Source organism: Arthrobacter sp. Hb9-2 (genome assembly GCF_059091165.1).
In genome coordinates, this window is record NZ_JBNHGJ010000023.1 from 25,205 (window position 1) to 43,300 (window position 18,096).

Sequence of the window (18,096 nt, forward strand, 5' to 3'; positions counted from 1 at the left end):
TTGATGCGCGTTAAACCTCTACGCTCTCTCATTTGACGCGCCTTAAACCCCTACGCTCTCTCACCCGGTTCACTTGGGTGAGAGAGCGTAGGAGGAATGCCGGCGTTATCTGAGAGAGCGTTTGCGGCGGATGCCGAAACCAGTCCCTTAGCCCCGCAGGCACACCTGGTACTGGAGCCAGGCAGCAGCGTAGCGGATCCAGCCCAGGACGTCGTACCACTTGGTCGGCTTCGCCGGCGCGATACAGGCCGGGTCAACCGGAACGCTTGCCACCCTCACCTCAACAGTGACTGCCGTGCCGGACTCAGCTGCGGTGAGGACAAGGGTTCCGGTACCGGCAGCGGCGCCCGAGGGAACGGGCAGGCTGACGTTAGCTGCGCCGGCTTCCACAGGCATCGACCCGAGCTGGGTCGCCGTGCCCGCAGAGTCGGTAAATACGGCTGACAGCGTCTTGTTGACCGGGCTGCCGAGCGACGTAAGGTCCAGCTTGGATACTGCCAGCGTGATGGCCTCACCTGGCTTGACCTCGCCGGGGGTGGTGTTGGTGACGGCAACGGAGCGGCGGGCAAAGTCAGGCGAGAGGGGGCTGCTCTTCTGCAGGTATCCGATCCAGGCGTCCCGGTCCACCAGGCCCGAGTCCTTGGTGTTGGACCCTGCAGTGAAAATGCGGAAGTTGTCGCCGCCGGTGGCCAGGAAGCTGAACGTACCCACCCGGTAGGACTTGGCCGGATCGAGCGCGGCCCCGTTCACCCGCACGGAGGTGATGCGGTCTCCGGCGGGCCGGGCTGCATCGTAGGTGTAGTTCACGTTCTTGGACAGGCCGAGCTGGATGTAGGCGCGGCTGGGTACCGTGCCGTCCGGGTTGGTCTGCCACTGCTGTTCCAGCAGCGTCTTGAGCTGGGCGCCGGTCAGGGACGTGGTCCACAGGTTGTTCACGAACGGGAGCACCGCGTTCGCCTCGGCGTAGGTGACAGTACCGTCCGGAGCGTAGTAGAGCTCGTTCCGGAGTCCGCCGGCATTGACCACACCGATTTCGGCGCCGCCCAGTTCTGCCGGCTGCAGCGAATCCAGCAGGGAATCGGCCACCAGGTTGCCCAGGGTTGACTCGCTGCCGCGGTCATCACGTTTGGCAACACCGGCGGCGTCAGTGGTGAAGGCCGTAGTGATGTCCGCCGTGACGGCGCCAACGGGCTGGTTACCCACGACGGCGGCATCCGCGAGTGCCTTCTTGACGATGGCATCGACGGCGGCAACCCGCGGGAAGGCGGCGATCAGGTCCGCCGCGGGATCGGTGGTCCGCTTGACGTTGCCGGCCTTGTACGCGGTGACCTCCTTGGTGGCGGTGTCAACGGTGAGCTGGATCTGCCCCACATTCTCACCGTAGTTGCCTGTCTGGACGATCGGGCGGGTCCTGCCCTCACCGTCCGGGACCGGGGCATCCCAGGAGTACTCCTTGTGGGTATGCCCGGTAAAGATCGCGTCGACGTCTGAAGAAGTCTCGGTGACCAGCTTCGCGAAGGGCCCGCCGGCGGCCACTTCCTCCTCCAGGGTGGCGCCTTCCACCGTTCCCGAACCGGCGCCGTCGTGGTTTTCCACGATGATGACGTCGGCAAGCTTCTCCGACGTGATCCGTGCCGCTGCCCGGTTGATGGCGTCCACCGGGTCGCCGAACTCAAGGTCGGCTATGCCGGCGGGAGTCACCAGGGAGGGGACTTCCTGCGTGACGGTGCCGATGACGGCCACTTTGATCCCGTTCATGTCCAGGACGGTGAACTCCGGCAGCACGGGCTCGGTGGTGCCCTTCTTGTAGACGTTAGCTCCCAGGTAGGGGAACTTCGCGTTGGTACCGCCGGCGACGACGCGGTCCCGCAGGTCCGCCCAGCCGCCGTCGAACTCGTGGTTGCCCACGGCGGATGCCTGAAGCTCCAGGGCGTTCAGCACGTCGATGGTGGGCTGGTCCTTGGCGACGGCGGACGCAAACAGAGACGCCCCGATGTTGTCACCGGCCGAGAGGAAAGCGGTGGCACCGGGGGCGGCTGCGGCCCGGAGCTTCTCAATGGTGCCTGCCAACTGGACCGTGTTGGTGTCGATCCTGCCGTGGAAGTCGTTGATGCCCAGGAAATTCAGGTCAACGGTGGCGGGCGCGGACTCCAGGTTTAAGCCCACGATCACGGGGTCGTGGTCGCTGGCGCGGTACTGGTCCGGCGCGTAGTAGTCGGTGACGTTGTTGTTGTAGCGGCTGTACTCCAGGGCTACGGATTCCACCGAGTTGATGTTCCAGATGTCGGCTCCGGCGACCGCGGCGTCTGCTGCCGGGGAAGCCAGGATGTGGTCCAGGGAACCCACCATTCCGCCGAACAGGTAGGAGTGCTTGGCGGTGCCGTCGGCGTTGCGTGCCTTGTCGTCCTGGTTGACGTAGCCCTCGTCCGTGAAGACGTTGATGGGGTCTTCCTTGGCGTACGCATTGAAGTCGCCGATCAGGAAGACCTTGTCCGTGCCTTTGGACTGCTGCAGGGACTTGGTGAACTCCAGAAGGGACTTCGCCTGGGCTGTACGGGCCAGGTTGGACGCACCTTGTCCCTTGTCCGTGTCCTCCGGAGTGGCAGCGGAGCCCTTGGACTTGAAGTGGTTGGCGATGGCGATGAACTCTGTCCCGGCGCCGCCGCCCACCGGCTTGAAGACCTGGGCCAGCGGCTTGCGTGCGCTGGCGAATGCCACGGTGTCGTTGTGGATGATGGACTCACCCACAGGTTCTGCAACAGCCTTCTTATAAATGAAGGCGGTGCGGATCATGTCCTCATCGCTGAGCGGCGGCGCGTTGGCAGGCGAACGGACGTAGTCCCAGATGCCCGGGGTCTGGACGTTCAGCGCATCCACCAGCTTGGCCAGGGCGTCATCCCGGTTCTTGCCGAACTGTGCGGAATTTTCGATCTCCATCAGCGTGACAACATCTGCGCCGGCCTTGGTGATGGCCGCGAAGATCTTGTCCTGCTGCCGTTCGAAGTTCTCAGCGTTGGCGGCGCCGCGGGCGTCACAGCCACCGCGGACAGTGACGGGGTTGCCGGCCCGGTCCTCGTAGAACGTGCAACCCTCCAAGGTGTCGCCTGTGGTGGGGAAGTAGTTGAGGACGTTGAAGGAGGCGAGCTTCAGGTTGCCTCCTACCGCGGCGGGAGCTTCAGTGCGGGTGGCGCCGAAGGTGGCCGGCTGTGCCGTGGCCCTGTTGCCCTCCGTCAGGTGCGTCAGTGGCTGGAGCTTCCAGGCATTGTTGGCATAGCCGAGGACCACATTGGTGGTGAACGTGACGGGGGAGCCAACCCGTACCGGTTCAGCGGTGGTCAGGTAGGGCAGGACCTGCGCCTTCGTGGCGGCGTCCTTTAGGAAGTTTGTGCTGGAGCCATCGTCGAGCTTGATGCCCCGGGCGGCATTCTCCGCCACCATTGCCGTGTGCTCGGCCGAGCCGTAGGGGGCGACGGCGGTGGGCTGGACCAGGGGAGTTGTTCCGCCGGCGAGGCCGATCTCGCCATACTGGTTCAGCGTGTAGTTGTCTGTCACCGTCAACGGGCCCTGGGGTGCCAGGAGCATGCCTTCCAGGGATTCACGGAAGGTCTCGTTGGCTGGCAGCGTGAAGGTGGTGGCCTTCACTTCGGGTGCAGGCTCTGTCAGCCTGGTGAGCCCAGCCGCTGCCGTGACGTTGAGCTGGGTCATGCCAAAGTACTCGGCCACCGTGCCCGTCACCTGGACGTGGTCTCCGGCCTGGACCGACGCCGCTGTGGCGGGGGAGTAGACGAAGATCCCGTCGGAAGCCGCATGGTTGGTTGCCGTCAGATCCCCGCCGGTTCCCGGGGTCTGCACGTAGTAGCCATTGAGCCCGCCGGTCGGGAAGACTGCCGTGACCTTGCCCGTGGTGGTCACCGTGGAGCCGGTCAGCGGGCTTTCGGTGCCCGTGCCTTGGATTTCTGCGATAGTCCGGGTTGAAGGCGTGGGCGTGGGCGTGGGGTCGGGTGTTGGGGCAGGTGTGGGATCCGGTGCCGTGGTGCCACCCGCCGCCGTCGGGGTAATGCTGGCACTGAGCGAGAAGTCCGCGGAGTTGCTGTTGCTGTCCGCGCCGGCTGCGCGATTCAGGCTTCTGACGTCGGTGTTGGCGGTCGGGGCCTGGGCTGCCTGCGTTTCGAAAGTGTTCGAGGTGCCGTAGCCGAGGAGATCGGCCACGCCGGCAGGCTCCACCTGGGAACCGGTGCCCAGCACGACGGCGGTGCGCTGCCTCGCCAGAATCAGTGTCCCGGCACTGCCGGAGGGGTTGATGCCGGTAGCTACCAGGTCCGCTGCCGGCAGGTCTGCACCGGCAGCGCCACCGTTATTGCTTCCTCCCTGGATGAGGTAATGCCCCTTGGCTGGGATGGAACCGGTCAGCGCAACCACGCCGGTGGGGGCCGCGATGCCTGAGGCGGCACGGTACTGAACCGACCAGCCCTCCAGGGAAACCGGAGCGTCCGAGGAGTTGTACAGCTCAACGAATTTGTTCTTGTAGGCGGCGCCTTCGCTGCCACCGCTGAGATAGGCCTCGTTGATGACAACGGGCGAGGTTCCCGCCGCGGCTGAGACCTCCGCGACCGAGTCGGCAGCAGCAGGAAAGGCCGCGAAGGGTGCTATGAGCCCCGCCGACAGCGCTGTCCCCAGCGCTAATTTCCAAGGTGTTTGATGCATCCGCTCTTACTTTCAGAAGGGTCTCCCCGGTAGGGGAGCCGATGGAAGGTGTCCAGGTTTTTACCGACGGACAAGGGCCCGGATCCTGCTCCTGGTCAAGTGGTATCCGGCACATCACAACAGCGCTGAATGAACGCAAGGTTGATAGCGCGTGCATTCGGCAGGACGTTCCCCAGCGGAACGCCGCGCCCCACCGGCCGGCGCCCCAGTAGCCCGGTCCGGTGTTGCTGTCAGCAGTGGTTGGGTTGGTGGCCGGAACCCCATGTGCCGGCCATCACAAAAGAATACCGGCCGGTAGCTTCAGGGGAAGCTCCGGCCGGCAGTTCTTTCAAATTTTTGCGACGCGTGGAACCAGGCTTCTGCCTACTGGTCCTGCACAGACCCGGAGGGGCTCGAAATAACCTTGAACATGCCGCCCATGGGATCTGCCAGTTGCGCAACCCTCCCGAAGTCGCTGTCCGCCGGTCCGTCCAGAACGGAGCCTCCCATCGCCACGGTGCGCTCAACCGCGGCATCGGTATCCTCCACGGCGAAATACACCTGCCAGTGGGACGGGACAGCCTCGGGAAGATACCCGGAAGCGTCCATGATCCCGGCCTGGGCGGTTTCCCCCGCGCCCAAGGTGGTGTAACGGAACTCGGGAGCGTCGCTCATGACACTCGTCTGCCAGCCAAAAACGTTTTCGTAGAATCTGACAGCATGGTCGTAATCCTTGGTGTGCAGTTCATGCCACGCGGGGGCGCCAGGTTCGGCCGCGATCTCATACCCGCCCATCCCGCTGGGCTGCCAGGCACCCACGGACGCACCGCTGGAATCGGCGAAATAGGCCATGACTCCCTGCGCCGGGACTTCCATGGGCTCCATGTAGATCTGTCCGCCGTTGGAGGACGCCGAGGCTGCCGTGGCGTTGGCGTCTTCGGTATACAGGTAGGTGGACCACATGTCCGGGAGCCCGGCCTGGTCCTCCTGCTTCTGCATTATGCCGGCCACCGTTTTCCCGTTCTTGCGGGCGGTGATGTAGCCGCCGTAGAGTTCCTGGTCACCCGCTTCGAACTGCCAGCCAAAAAGTTCCCCGTAGAACTCCCGGGCCTTTGTGGTGTCGGAGGTCATAAGGTCGATCCAGCAGGGGGAGCCGGGTTTGATATCGGGAGCAGGCATAGCGGTCTCCTGGGTGAGTGGTAATCCGTTGGTTAGGAACGGATGGATTTCCGTTCCTGGATGGACACCATGAGGCTATGCGGGGGGTCTGACACTTTCAATGGTTCGGGCCCGTTCGGGTACATCGCCGCAGGTCCCGGGATAAACGAAGGACCCCTGCCGGCCAGCGTGCTGGCGGACAGGGGTCCCAATCGCGGAAGGTAAGAGATTCGAACTCTTGGTACGGGGTTACCGCACACTAGTTTTCAAGACTAGCTCCTTCGGCCGCTCGGACAACCTTCCTCGACTAGTAGTGTTTCATAGGCACTTGCCTGCAACAAAACAGAGACCGGAAGCTGTCCGGTGCACACTGGTTGCAGCCAGTATTCAGTCAGAAACGGGAGTGTTCCATGAAAGCCGTCTACATATCCGAACCGGGCGGCCCGGAAGTACTTGAGGTCCGCGAGGCGGACGCTCCGGTACCCGGACCCGGGGAGGTGCTGATCGACGTCGTCGCCGCCGGCCTGAACCGCGCGGACGTGCAGCAGCGAAGGGGTTTTTACCCGCCGCCGCCCGGCGCTTCCGAGATTCCGGGGCTGGAGGTTTCAGGCCGGATTGCAGGCTTTGGCCCCGGCGTCAGCAAGCCCTTTTCCCTTGGCGACAAGGTGGTGGCCCTGCTGGCAGGCGGCGGATATGCCCAGCAGGTGGCGGTGCCGGCTGAGCAGGTCCTGCGCGTGCCCGACGGCGTGGACCTGGTTACTGCGGCGTCGCTGCCGGAGGTGGCCGCCACTGTTTACTCCAACCTCGTCATGACTGCCCAGCTCCAGGCCGGCGAGACGGTCCTGATCCACGGTGCCACCGGCGGTATCGGTACTATGGCCATCCAGCTGGCCAAGGCCTTGGGCGCCAAAGTGGCAACGACGGCCGGCACCGACGAAAAGGTGGGGACGGCAAAAGCCTTCCTCGGTGCCGATATTGCGATCAATTACGCCGAAGAGGATTTCCCGGCGAGCCTCCGCGAGCAGAATGGCGGGCATGGCGCTGACGTTATCCTCGACGTCGTCGGTGCCAAGTACCTCGCGCAGAATGTCGATGCGCTCGCCGACTATGGACGGCTGGTGGTGATTGGCCTGCAGGGCGGCACCAAGGGGCAGCTGGACCTGGGACAGCTCTTGACGAAGCGGGCCGCTGTGGTGGCAACGGCGCTAAGGCCCCGGCCGGTTGAAGAAAAAGGTGCCATCATGAACGCGGTCCGTGACGCCGTCTGGCCGTTGGTCAGCGACGGCAGGATCCGTCCGCTGGTAGCCAAGACCTTCCCGCTGGACCAGGTGCAGGCTGCGCATGAGTACTTCGACAGTGGCCACCACGTGGGGAAGATTCTCCTGCTGATGTAGCGGCCCCCGGCGCATAGATACTGAGTATTGCCTGAGGATCCCGTCTGCGTTACGCTCAACATACGCGGTATGCACGCGCCTTGGGGGAGCGTGCATACCAAAGCTTTCAAGCGCAAGGAGCGCCATGTCCATCCGCCACAGCCTCCTCGCCCTGCTCCAGGACCAGCCGCGCTACGGCTACCAGCTGCGGGTCGAGTTCGAAAATCGCACAGGCGCCACCTGGCCGCTGAACATCGGGCAGGTATACACCACGCTGGACCGGCTGGAACGCGATGGCCTCGTCTCCAAGGACGGCGACGACGGCGAGGGCCACGTGATCTACAGCATTACCGACGCCGGCAAAGCCGACGTGGGGAACTGGTTCGCGGCCCCGGTGGAGCGGAACAACCCGCCGCGAAACGAGCTTGCCATCAAGCTGGCGCTCGCCGTCACCATCCCGGGCGTGGACGTGCAAGGCATCATCCAGGCGCAGCGGGTGGCTTCCATCAAGGCCCTGCAGGACTACACCAAGGCCCGCAGGGACACCTCCACGAGCCAGCGCGCGGGAGACACCGCCTGGCTGCTGGTCCTTGATTCCCTGATCTTCCAAACAGAAGCAGAGGTCCGCTGGCTGGATCTTTGTGAAGCCAGGATGGTCCAGCAGGCGCAGTCCGCCGGGCATGCACGCAGGACGTCCACCGGGGTTACGGAAGCCGCGGCCCCGCTCACCGCGGACAGCCGCCGGTGAGCGTCCAGGGGCCGCAGCAGGTCCTGGAACTTGCCGGGGTCAGCAAGACTTTCGGGGAGGGCGCGACGGCGGTTGCCGCACTTCGCGACGTCGACCTCACCATCGGTGCGGGAGAGTTCGTTGCGGTGATGGGACCGTCCGGGTCCGGCAAGTCCTCCTTGCTGGCGCTTGCCGGGGGACTGGACCGTCCGACGTCGGGCAGTGTCTTTGTTGAGTCCACGCCGCTTGCGGGGTTGGGGCTGAACGACCTGGCGCGCCTCAGGCGCCGTGCCGTCGGCTACGTCTTCCAGGACTTCAACCTCGTCCCCACCCTGACGGCGGCCGAGAACGTGGCGCTGCCGCTGGAACTGGACGGCACGGCATCCCGGAAAGCCCATCGGCAGGCGCTGGACGCGCTGCGGCAGGTGGAGATCCCCGAGTTAGCGGACCGCTTCATGGACCAGATGTCCGGAGGCCAGCAGCAGCGCGTGGCCATAGCCCGTGCCGTGGTGGGACAACGGCGCCTGATCCTTGCGGACGAGCCGACGGGAGCACTTGATTCCACTACCGGCCAAGGGGTCATGGAAGTCCTGCGCTCGCGTGCGGAGGCAGGTGCCGCCGTTATGCTCGTCACCCATGAGGCCCGGCACGCGGCCTGGGCGGACCGCGTGGTGTTCCTTCGCGACGGCCGCATCGTGGAGCAGGCGGCTGCACTGCAGGATCCCGCTGTTCTGCTGGCGCAGGCAGGCCGCTGATGCCGCTGGACCTCGCTCCGGCCCCGGGCGGGCGCCGGGGCAGTTTCCGCCTTGCCCTGCGTATGGCCCGCCGGGACATCAACCGGCACAAAGGGCGCTCGCTGCTTATCATCCTGCTGATCATGCTTCCGGTAGCCGGCATGACGGGGGCGGTTACTCTGTTCCAGAGCACGCAGAAAACGTCGGAAGAGATTGTCCGGTACGAGCTCGGGGGCACGCAGGCCCGTTTCAGTGCACTGCCCGTGCCCAACGCGGATTCTGTCCAGGATCCGCTGAACGACACAATGGTTGCGCACAGCACGGGAGTCCATGATGCCGACTTCACAAGCGCGGACCCCGTTGACCTGATCCCGCCGGGTTATGAGGTTCTGCCCCAACGCGAGTTGGACCTGACAACAGGTGTGGGGGCGGCTACGGTGTCCCTGCAGGGCCGGCTGGTTGACGCACTGCATCCCGCCTTTACGGGAAAGTACGCGCTCCTTGAGGGAAGGGCTCCCCGGTCCGCGGAAGAGGTCCTGGTATCTCCCGGCTTGCTGGAGCGGTTCAGCCTTGGGCTGGGCCAACAAATCACGACGTCGGCGGGTTCTTTTGTGCCCGTCGGAACCCTCCGGGACGCCGATGCTTCGGACCGGAACTCCTTTATTTTCCTGCGTGACGGGCAGGTGCCGGATTCCGTCCTGGACCAGCAGTCCAGATCTCCGCAGTCGATGTCCTACTACGTTGTTGGCCCGGAACCGGTGACGTGGTCCCTTGTTCGCAAGGCCAACAGCCAGGGGGTGGGTGTGCTGTCGCGCAGTGTCGTGCTCAATCCGCCGTCCGTGGATCAGCAGGCTATCCAGGGCGTCCCGCCTCCCCAGCGGCATTCAGACTTCATGGCGCTTTATGCAATGTTCGGCCTGATGGCCGCGCTGGCGCTCCTGGAGGTTGGCCTCCTGGCAGGAGCCGCTTTCGCGGTTGGTGCCAAAAGGCAGGTTCGGGAGCTGGCGCTGCTGGCGGCGTCAGGAGCCGATTCACCGACAGTCCGCTCGGTGGTGACGGCAGGGGGACTGTGGCTGGGCGGCATTGCCGTCCTGTCCGGTGCCGCATTGGGCCTCTGCTCGGCAGCAGGCGTTGTGCACTGGGTTCGCTTTATGGGTTCTCCGCGCTTCCCCGGCTTCCATCCCGACGTGCCGCTGACACTGGTCTCCATGGTCATGGGCCTCGTGTGCTGCATCCTGGCGGCGATGGCTCCGGCGAACCAAGTGGCCCGGCAGGCGGCGCTCGGCGCCCTCAAATCCGGCAGGGCCCCTGCCGGCAATGGAAAACGGACAAGCCTGGCCGGGGCCGCGCTGCTGCTCGTGGCAGGAGGGCTGCTGGCCACGGGATGGCTGCTCGGGCAGTCAGCCGCCGATCCGGACACAAAAGCCGAGCAGCTCCCTCTGGTTGCAGGGTTGCTGATTGCGGGAGCCGTCCTTGCCGTCGTCGGCCTTGTGCTCATCGTCGGCTGGGCCATTGTTGGCCTGACCGCCAGAACGGACTGGTTGCCGCTGTCCATGCGGCTGGCTGCCCGCGACTCCACCAGGAACCGTGGCCGCACCATACCGGCAGTGGCCTCTGTCCTGGCCGCCGCCACCCTGGCGAGCGCCGCGCTGGTCCTCTTGGCCAGTCAGCAGGCCGGGATGCGGGAGAACCATTACTGGAGTGCCCTGGAGAACCAGACCTTTCTGCCGTTGTCCATCGAGCGTCCTTTCCTGGCTGACGGCAGCAGCCAGCCGCCGGTCGACGTCGAAGCAGCGGATCTTTCTTCCGCCCTAACGAGTGCCCTCGGCAGCGTTGCCTGGACGAAGACGATTAGTGCTCCAGCCTATGTTCGAAACTGCGCTTTCGGGCCCGGCTCGGACTTGTCCGTACCGGCCAGGACGGCCACGTCCAACTGCCTGCAGTATTCGTTGGCCAAACCCCCGGGCAACGAATGTCCCGTCACCCCGCAGGGAAGGGTTGTGAACCGTGACGACTGGCGGTGCCGGGGCTCCCTCGCCCAGTCACCGGGATCCCAGAGTTCGATCATGGTCGGTGATGCTGACGTCATTGGGGCCGTGCTCGGGCGTGAAGCAGGTCAAGAGGCCTTGGCTGTCCTGGATGCGGGAGGCATGGTGGTGACCAACCCCGTCTTCGTCCGCGACGGGGAAACCGTGCTGCTGGCGCAGGATGTCCGCACGCAGGCCGAACAGCCGGACCCCTACTTGATGCATGAAACTGTCAGCAGTACTGCCCTTGCCGCCGCGGTTGTTGAGCCTGCCGAAGCCGTTCCGTACTACGGCTTCATTTCGGAAGAGACAGCCCAACGGCTCGGTATGCAGCCTGGGCCCGCTGAGCTCCTGGTCCAGTTGAACCGGCACCCGTCCGCGGCTGAGGCGGATGCGGCATCTGCCGCCGTTGCCGCCGTCTACCAGCAACCCAGGGCAGGGTTCTGGGTGGAGCCAGGCATTTCGCAGGAGAATCCATGGATGACCTGGTCGATCGTTGCCGTCAGCGCACTGATCACGTTCAGTGCTGCCGGTATTACCGCCGGCTTGTCGCTTGCGGATGCCCGTCCGGATCACGCAACACTTGCTGCAGTGGGCGCCCCACCCCGGCTGCGGAAAGGATTGGCCGGTTCGCAGGCGCTCCTCACGTCCGGTCTGGGGACGTTACTCGGCTGTTCGGCGGGCGCTTTGCCCGCAGTTCTCATTGCCAGTGCTACCGGAATGAGCGCTTCGGTGAACGTTCCCTGGCTGCACCTGCTGGCACTCCTGGTTGCAGTTCCGCTGACCGGCGCTTTCCTGGCCTGGCTCTTCACCCGGACCCGACTGCCGGCATCGCGGCGGGCGGTGGGGATATGAGCAATTAGGTCACTAAATTGGGTCTTTTTGATTGTTCCCAACGGGCTTACCGTGGGGTTCAGGAGCCGCCCGGCCAGGGCGGCGGAACCCAGGAGGACTTTCCATGACAACGCACGTCGCAGACTGCAGCGTAACGAACTGTTCCTTTAACGACCACACCAACTGCAATGCCGCCGCCATCACCGTGGGCGGAGCCGAAAACCACGCACATTGCGCCACGTTCATTGACACCGGAATGCACGGCGGGTTGCCCAAGGTACTGGCCGACGTCGGAGCATGCCAGCGCTCCGAGTGCATCCACAACGACCACCTGATGTGCAAGGCACCTGAAGTGCATGTTGGGCCGGGGGCCGACAACGCCGACTGCCTCACTTATTCACACGCCTAGCAAACCCGTTCCGCCGCCGGCGGGAGTGGGGGCCTCCGTCCGGAACACCGGGTGGGGGCCCTCTTTGCGTGGAGCCGCACGCGGGCCGCAGCGCTGCGGACCTCAGCCGCAACACGTCGTTTGGCGCTGGCTGCCGGCCGTTTGGCGCAGGGCTTTTCCTTAAGCGGCAAAATCCAGCCCGATACGCACCTGTCGTTGGTAGGGTGCCTGTCAGCAGAAGCGAAAACAATCTCAAGGAGGAGACATGGCCGAAACGCCTGATCGACGGAGCACAGCCCGGGGCGTAGGTGCGGTTGCCACCGACACCGATCTCCCTCCCTCGGCCCTGGATGAAAAGGTCCGCGCGGCGGAAGAGAAAAAATGGACGCCGGGCAAGATCGCCCTGTGGGCCGCGATTGCCCTGCTGGGCGGCGTGGCATGGTTCATGCTCGCGATCATCCGCGGCGAAACGGTCAACGCCATCTGGTTCGTGTTCGCTTCGGTCTGCACCTACCTGATCGGCTACCGCTTCTATTCCAAGGTCATAGAGCGCTACATCACCAGGCCCGATGACCGGCGGGCCACCCCCGCCGAGTACAAGGCGGACGGCAAGGACTACGTCCGCACGGACCGCAATGTCCTGTTCGGCCACCACTTTGCCGCCATCGCAGGCGCCGGACCGCTGGTCGGGCCCGTTATTGCAGCCCAAATGGGATACCTGCCCGGCACTATCTGGATCATCATCGGCGTCGTCCTTGCCGGTGCAGTGCAGGACTACCTGGTCATGTTCTTCTCGATGCGGCGCGGCGGGCGCTCCCTGGGACAGATGGCCCGGGAGGAACTGGGTATCATCGGCGGCACCGCAGCCCTGATCGCAACCCTGCTGATCATGGTCATCATTGTGGCCATCCTGGCCCTGGTGGTCGTCAATGCCCTTGGTGAAAGCCCGTGGGGCGTCTTCTCCGTTGGCATGACCATCCCCATCGCCCTGTTCATGGGCGTCTACCTCCGCTACCTGCGCCCCGGCAAGATCATGGAAGTTTCCCTGATCGGCTTTGTCCTGCTGATGGCGGCGATCATCGGTGGCGGCATTGTTGCCGAGACCCCCTGGGGCGCCGATATCTTCACCCTGGATAAGGTCACCATCGCCTGGGGACTCATCATTTACGGCTTCATCGCAGCCATCCTGCCCGTGTGGCTGCTCCTGGCCCCCCGGGATTACCTGTCCACGTTTATGAAGATCGGCGTGATCGTGATGCTCGCGCTCGCCATCATCGTGGTGCGCCCCGAGATCACCGTCCCGGCCTTCAGCGAGTTCGCCAGCAGGGACAACGGCCCGGTCTTCCCCGGCGCACTGTTCCCCTTCCTGTTTGTCACCATCGCCTGCGGCGCCCTTTCCGGGTTCCACGCACTGATTTCCTCCGGCACCACACCGAAGCTCGTCGAAAAGGAACGGCAGACCCGGTTCATTGGCTACGGCGGAATGCTGATGGAGTCCTTCGTGGCCATCATGGCCCTGGTCGCTGCAATCTCCATCGACCGCGGCCTCTATTTCGCCATGAACGCTCCTGCCGCCCTCACCGGCGGAACCGTTGAGACAGCCGCCACCTGGGTCAACAGCCTGGGCCTTGCCGGCGTCAACATCACCCCGGAGTTCCTGTCCCAGACGGCGGCCAACGTGGGTGAGGAAAGCATCGTTTCGCGCACCGGCGGTGCCCCAACCCTCGCCGTCGGCCTCGCGCACATCATGCAGCAGTTCATCGGCGGCACGGCCATGATGGCGTTCTGGTACCACTTCGCCATCATGTTCGAGGCCCTGTTCATCCTCACGGCGGTGGACGCCGGGACCCGCGTTGCCCGGTTTATGCTGCAGGACTCCATTGGCAACTTCGTCCCCAAGTTCAAGGAGCACTCCTGGCGGCCCGGCGCCTGGCTCTGCACCGCCATCATGGTAGGGGCCTGGGGTGCGGTGCTGCTCATGGGTGTCACCGATCCGTTGGGCGGCATCAACACGCTGTTCCCGCTGTTCGGCATCGCCAACCAGCTGCTGGCGGCTATCGCCTTGTCCGTCTGCTTGGCCATCGTCGCCAAGCAAGGAACCTTCAAGTACCTGTGGATCGTGGCGCTGCCCCTGGCCTTCGCCGCGGTGGTCACCATCACGGCGAGCTACCAGAAGATCTTCTCGTCCACCCCGGCGGTGGGCTACTTCGCCAACAACGCAGCCTTCAGCAAAGCACTGGCGGAAGGGAAGACGGAGTTCGGCACCGCGAAGTCGGTGGCAGCGATGGAAGCCGTGGTGCGCAACACCGCCATCCAGGGCTGGCTGTCGGTGGTCTTCGTGGTGCTGAGCATCATCGTGATCACGACGGCGTTGCTCGCCACCGTCAGGGCGTTCCGCAACCGGGCGGACGCCACAGCCGTGAGGGGCAATGAGGACCCCGCCAGGCCTTCGCGCGTCTTCGCACCGGCGGGGCTTATTCCGACGCCTGCCGAGCGGGAGCTGATGGCTGAGTGGGACAAGGTCCCGGCCGAACTGAGGTTCGAGAGGGCCGGCCACTGATGAGCTCCGGACTCGCCGCGGTTGCGAAAGGCTTCCAGGGGTTCGCGCGCTATTTTGGCGGCGTGCTGGGGGCGGATGCCTACGCGAAGTACCTGGAGCACCACCGGGCTGCAGGCCACAGCGCTCCGCCCCTGGGCGAGCGTGAGTTCTGGCGGGACCGGACGGACCGCCAGGACTCCAATCCTCAGGGCCGTTGCTGCTGATTTAGCCTGCAGCGGACAAACCCTCGGCGGGCTTCATGGAGTGGACCCCGGGCGGATCGCTCATGAGAGTATGAACGCATGAGCGATCCGAAAGACACTCAGGCACCTGAGGACCTCCCGGTAGAGGGCACCACCATTGACGACGGGCTTCCGGCCCCTGCGCCGGCTGCCCCGGACAACGGCGGAAAGCCCAAAGGCAGCAACCTGCAGGATTTGGTGGACGAACCAGCCAAGGTGATGCGGATCGGAACGATGATCAGGCAGCTGCTGGAAGAGGTGAAGTCCGCCCCGCTGGACGACGCTGCCCGGGGCAGGCTTGCCGAAATTCACGAGCGGTCCATCAAAGAGCTGGAGGATGGGCTTGCCCCTGAACTGGTGGAGGAACTGGACAGGATCAGCCTCCCCTTTTCGGATGAGGCCACACCCTCCGACGCTGAGCTGCGTATTGCCCAGGCCCAGCTGGTGGGTTGGCTGGAGGGCTTGTTCCACGGCATTCAGACGGCCATTGCTGCCCAGCACGCCGCCCGCGAGCACGCGGCCGCGCAGCTGCAGCTCCGCCAGCTTCCTCCCGGCACGGTGATCGCGCCCGGCGTCGTTATTGGGGAAAACGGAGAGCCCCAGCGTGCGTCGGCCGGCCACCGGACGGGGGCTCCGGCCCGACCAGGGCAGCCCAATGATCCGGACCACGGTCCGGGACAGTACCTCTAGGGTCATTGGGCTTTTTCAGCGCCGCCAGGCAGGGGCGCAAGGACGATGCGGAACTTGGGAAGGGATTGTGGCGCCGGGCCCACGATCGTTTCCACCGGGGGCTGGACCGATTCCACCAGGTCCTCGAAGGAGTTGAGGACGACCAGCTCTACGGGGAACTGGTGGACATCGCCAACGAGCTGGCCGCGCTGTTGGACCGCGTCAGGGCGGTCTGTGTGGAAGCACAGCAACGGTCGCCGAGTGAGGGTTTGGACATCCCGGTTGCCCTGGCACCTGTCCACCGCTCGCTGTCCAAGGCGGGTAACTCCCTTGCCACCACCGCCGAAGCCGCTGCGATGCTGCGCCTCGCCGTAGGCCCCGTGCCCGTGGGAGCAGCCTCTGTGCGGCGCCGTGCGGAGGCTGTCTTCCAACAGGTGGCCGACGCCGAAAGGCAACTGCGGGAGGAAAGACTGGGCTCCCGCCAGGAAGATATTCCTGGTTAAGCGTGTGGCTTAGTCGGCGCGAATCGTCCTGTTCAGGGCAGCGGATTTGGCAAGATATGAAGCATGACTTTTTCACCCACACTGACTTTCAACGACGGTAACCAGATCCCCCAGCTCGGCTATGGCGTATGGCAGGTCGAGGACGGAGTGGCGGAAAAGGTTGTCCGCCAGGCCTTCGAGGCGGGCTACCGCCACATCGACACCGCCAAGATCTACGGTAATGAGGCGGGCGTTGGCCGGGCTATTGCCAGCTCGGGACTGTCGCCGGAGCAGCTTTTCATCACCACTAAACTCTGGAACTCAGACCAGGGCTACGAGTCCACCCTCGCCGCTTTCGAGGACTCGATGGACCGGCTGGGCCTTGAGACCCTGGACCTTTACCTGATCCACTGGATGACGCCCAAGCGGGATAAGTACGTGGATACGTGGAAGGCCCTGATCGAGCTGCAGAAGCGCGGACGCGTCAAGTCGATTGGTGTTTCCAACTTCACCGTCGAAGGCCTGGAGCGGCTCATTGATGAAACGGGCGTGGTCCCGGCTATTCACCAGATCGAGCTCCACCCGTACTTCAGCCAGCGCGAACTGCGCGAGTTCGGCGCATCCAAGGGGATCCTGACGCAGGCCTGGTCACCGCTGGGCCAGGGCGGCGAACTCCTCGAGGATGCAACCGTGGCCTCCATCGCTGCCAAGCACGGCGCCACGCCTGCACAGGTGGTTATTGCCTGGCACCTCGCTATCGGCAACGTGGTCATTCCCAAGTCCGTCACCGAATCCCGGATTCGCGAGAACTTCGCGGCGCTGGAAGTTTCCCTGGACGCTGACGACATTGAGGCCATCAACGCACTGGACCGCAGTGCCAAGGGCGAAGGCCGGATCGGGGCCGATCCTGCGGTTGCCGACTTCGCTTAAGCAGAGCCGCACGCAGCCCTAAACCGTTGACCCGCGTTTCCTGAGTATTCCCCAGGAGACGCGGGTTACTGCTTTAAGCGGCCTGGACTTTTCGCCGGCCTCGACTCAGGCGGCAATACGCACGTGCTGGACCGGGACTGCGTCCACGACGGCCCAGCTGTCTTCGCCGGCGCAGTGGCGTCCGGCGAACCGCTCGGCTTCCACCAAGGTGTCAAAGACTTCAGCACGTGCGCGGCCGCAGTCGGCATCGAAGTAGGTGACGTGAAATTCCTGTACGAGTTCGTTTTCCATAAATCCAGTGTGCAACCGGGGTCTGACATTCCTCGGAATCAGCCCCGCGTGTTGCCCAGGCGGAGGACCCGTTCCTGCGCGAGCATCACCGTCCGCTCCGCTTTGTCCGCGGCCCGCGCGGCCTGTTTAGCCTCGGCAGTGGTGCTTGCCAGCCTTTTGCGGGATTGCTCCAGGCGGTCCTCGGCCGCTCTAAGGCGGGCCCGAAGATCTGCTATCTCCTGTTGCAGTTCAGCAATTTCAGTCCGTGTTTCGTCCGCCTGGTCCTGCAGGTCCCGGGCGAGCTGCCCTGTCTCTGCTTCTGCCGCCTGTGCTTCCGCCAGGGCGGCTTTGGCTTTCTCCAGTGCGGGTGGTGACGTTGGCCGGGGTGTCTGCCGGACTGCCTCAAGCCGCGGCTTGCCCTGCTGGGGCCGGGTGGTGCCCGCCGCCGTCGTGCTCCTTGCCTGTTCTTTCCGCATGGGCGCCTTGGGCGGAGCGGGAGCTGCCTTGGGTGCGGGCAGGGCGACTGCCACGGAGCCCTCAAGCTCCACGGCGTTAACGCCGTCGGCCGAGAGTGTCTTTAGGAGCCGTCCGCTCTGGACAGCAGCAGCTGCGCCTTCATCCGCAGTGAGGGCCCGCAAAGTCTCTTCGATGTCCGTCGCCATGGCATCGCTGATGGACCGGCCCTGCTGCTGGGCCACTGAGCGGGCGGTATCGACCGCGGCGGCCAGCATGGTCCGGCGCTCACGTCCCAGCTCCCGGAGTGCCGCGGCGTCCAGCGACGTCTGTGCGCCGCGCATCCTGCCGCCGAGACTGGCCAGTTCGGCGAGGACATCCGGTTGGTGCAGGGCCAGCATGTTCACGGCCCAGGCGGCAACCGAGGGCTTTGGCAGCCCGCGTACAGCTGCTCCAAGTTCCTTGTCCGAACCGGCAGCTTCCTTTGCTGCGGCGGCGCGTGCTGACACAAAGTCTTCCATCGGCTTGGCATAGAGCTCGTTCGCGATCTCTGCCAGGGCCTCGTCTTCCATGAACGCCATCTTAGG

At 64.8% G+C, this 18,096-nt stretch carries 14 protein-coding genes and 1 tRNA gene; 10 read left to right on the forward strand and 5 right to left on the reverse strand.

Going from position 1 to position 18,096, the window contains the following annotated elements; all coding sequences use genetic code 11:
• Window positions 1-147: 147 nt before the first annotated feature.
• From AC5RV1_RS13695 to AC5RV1_RS13705, 3 genes are all read right to left on the reverse strand, one after another.
• On the reverse strand, window positions 148-4,704 hold the full coding sequence (locus AC5RV1_RS13695; RefSeq protein WP_493994931.1) for an ExeM/NucH family extracellular endonuclease: 4,557 nt from the start codon (window positions 4,702-4,704) through the stop codon (window positions 148-150).
• A 363-nt stretch (window positions 4,705-5,067) separates the two neighbouring features.
• On the reverse strand, window positions 5,068-5,862 hold the full coding sequence (locus AC5RV1_RS13700) for a VOC family protein (RefSeq protein WP_493946333.1): 795 nt from the start codon (window positions 5,860-5,862) through the stop codon (window positions 5,068-5,070).
• A 194-nt stretch (window positions 5,863-6,056) separates the two neighbouring features.
• A tRNA-Ser gene (locus tag AC5RV1_RS13705) sits at window positions 6,057-6,144 on the reverse strand.
• Window positions 6,145-6,251: 107 nt separating this feature from the next.
• Here AC5RV1_RS13705 and AC5RV1_RS13710 point away from each other — a divergent pair.
• The 10 genes from AC5RV1_RS13710 to AC5RV1_RS13755 all read left to right on the forward strand — a co-directional run bounded on the left by AC5RV1_RS13710 (window position 6,252) and on the right by AC5RV1_RS13755 (window position 16,786).
• Window positions 6,252-7,235 carry an NAD(P)H-quinone oxidoreductase gene (locus AC5RV1_RS13710; protein WP_493994932.1) on the forward strand — a complete coding sequence of 328 codons (984 nt, stop codon included), beginning with the start codon at window positions 6,252-6,254 and terminating at the stop codon, window positions 7,233-7,235.
• 124 nt (window positions 7,236-7,359) lie between these two features.
• Window positions 7,360-7,962: a PadR family transcriptional regulator gene (locus AC5RV1_RS13715; protein ID WP_493994933.1), complete on the forward strand. Its 603-nt coding sequence runs from the start codon at window positions 7,360-7,362 to the stop codon at window positions 7,960-7,962.
• Entirely contained in the window at window positions 7,959-8,696 is a 738-nt protein-coding gene (locus tag AC5RV1_RS13720) for an ABC transporter ATP-binding protein (RefSeq protein ID WP_493994934.1), read from the forward strand. Before AC5RV1_RS13715 ends, AC5RV1_RS13720 begins: the two co-directional genes overlap by 4 nt.
• Window positions 8,696-11,557, forward strand: coding sequence for an FtsX-like permease family protein (locus tag AC5RV1_RS13725; RefSeq protein WP_493994935.1), 2,862 nt, complete (start codon window positions 8,696-8,698; stop codon window positions 11,555-11,557). The genes AC5RV1_RS13720 and AC5RV1_RS13725 overlap by 1 nt, the downstream gene beginning before the upstream one ends.
• A gap of 103 nt (window positions 11,558-11,660) precedes the next feature.
• Window positions 11,661-11,945, forward strand: coding sequence for a DUF1540 domain-containing protein (locus AC5RV1_RS13730; RefSeq protein WP_493946338.1), 285 nt, complete (start codon window positions 11,661-11,663; stop codon window positions 11,943-11,945).
• Between the two features lie 244 nt (window positions 11,946-12,189).
• A complete protein-coding gene (locus AC5RV1_RS13735) occupies window positions 12,190-14,484 on the forward strand; it encodes a carbon starvation CstA family protein (protein ID WP_493994936.1) in 2,295 nt (764 codons plus the stop codon).
• A complete protein-coding gene (locus AC5RV1_RS13740) occupies window positions 14,484-14,687 on the forward strand; it encodes a YbdD/YjiX family protein (protein ID WP_493946340.1) in 204 nt (67 codons plus the stop codon). The genes AC5RV1_RS13735 and AC5RV1_RS13740 overlap by 1 nt, the downstream gene beginning before the upstream one ends.
• 78 nt (window positions 14,688-14,765) lie before the next feature.
• Complete coding sequence (locus tag AC5RV1_RS13745; RefSeq protein WP_493994937.1) at window positions 14,766-15,395, forward strand: bacterial proteasome activator family protein; 630 nt, start codon at window positions 14,766-14,768, stop codon at window positions 15,393-15,395.
• 5 nt (window positions 15,396-15,400) lie between these two features.
• Window positions 15,401-15,877 carry a hypothetical protein gene (locus tag AC5RV1_RS13750; RefSeq protein WP_493946341.1) on the forward strand — a complete coding sequence of 159 codons (477 nt, stop codon included), beginning with the start codon at window positions 15,401-15,403 and terminating at the stop codon, window positions 15,875-15,877.
• Between the two features lie 63 nt (window positions 15,878-15,940).
• Window positions 15,941-16,786, forward strand: coding sequence for an aldo/keto reductase (locus AC5RV1_RS13755; RefSeq protein ID WP_493946342.1), 846 nt, complete (start codon window positions 15,941-15,943; stop codon window positions 16,784-16,786).
• Between the two features lie 105 nt (window positions 16,787-16,891).
• On the opposite strand, the gene AC5RV1_RS13760 is transcribed toward AC5RV1_RS13755, so the two are convergent.
• Both AC5RV1_RS13760 and AC5RV1_RS13765 read right to left on the reverse strand, forming a co-directional pair.
• Window positions 16,892-17,077, reverse strand: coding sequence for a hypothetical protein (locus AC5RV1_RS13760; RefSeq protein ID WP_493994938.1), 186 nt, complete (start codon window positions 17,075-17,077; stop codon window positions 16,892-16,894).
• A 38-nt stretch (window positions 17,078-17,115) separates the two neighbouring features.
• Window positions 17,116-18,081 (reverse strand): hypothetical protein, encoded by a 966-nt coding sequence (locus AC5RV1_RS13765; protein ID WP_493994939.1) that lies wholly within the window; start codon window positions 18,079-18,081, stop codon window positions 17,116-17,118.
• Between the last annotated feature and the right edge of the window lie 15 nt (window positions 18,082-18,096).

Coding starts and splice junctions, on each gene's coding strand:
- AC5RV1_RS13695 (WP_493994931.1), bottom strand. CDS start 4,704: ATGCATCAAACACCTTGGAAATTAGCGCTGGGGACAGCGCTGTCGGCG.
- AC5RV1_RS13700 (WP_493946333.1), bottom strand. CDS start 5,862: ATGCCTGCTCCCGATATCAAACCCGGCTCCCCCTGCTGGATCGACCTT.
- AC5RV1_RS13710 (WP_493994932.1), top strand. CDS start 6,252: ATGAAAGCCGTCTACATATCCGAACCGGGCGGCCCGGAAGTACTTGAG.
- AC5RV1_RS13715 (WP_493994933.1), top strand. CDS start 7,360: ATGTCCATCCGCCACAGCCTCCTCGCCCTGCTCCAGGACCAGCCGCGC.
- AC5RV1_RS13725 (WP_493994935.1), top strand. CDS start 8,696: ATGCCGCTGGACCTCGCTCCGGCCCCGGGCGGGCGCCGGGGCAGTTTC.
- AC5RV1_RS13730 (WP_493946338.1), top strand. CDS start 11,661: ATGACAACGCACGTCGCAGACTGCAGCGTAACGAACTGTTCCTTTAAC.
- AC5RV1_RS13735 (WP_493994936.1), top strand. CDS start 12,190: ATGGCCGAAACGCCTGATCGACGGAGCACAGCCCGGGGCGTAGGTGCG.
- AC5RV1_RS13740 (WP_493946340.1), top strand. CDS start 14,484: ATGAGCTCCGGACTCGCCGCGGTTGCGAAAGGCTTCCAGGGGTTCGCG.
- AC5RV1_RS13745 (WP_493994937.1), top strand. CDS start 14,766: ATGAGCGATCCGAAAGACACTCAGGCACCTGAGGACCTCCCGGTAGAG.
- AC5RV1_RS13755 (WP_493946342.1), top strand. CDS start 15,941: ATGACTTTTTCACCCACACTGACTTTCAACGACGGTAACCAGATCCCC.
- AC5RV1_RS13760 (WP_493994938.1), bottom strand. CDS start 17,077: ATGGAAAACGAACTCGTACAGGAATTTCACGTCACCTACTTCGATGCC.
- AC5RV1_RS13765 (WP_493994939.1), bottom strand. CDS start 18,081: ATGGAAGACGAGGCCCTGGCAGAGATCGCGAACGAGCTCTATGCCAAG.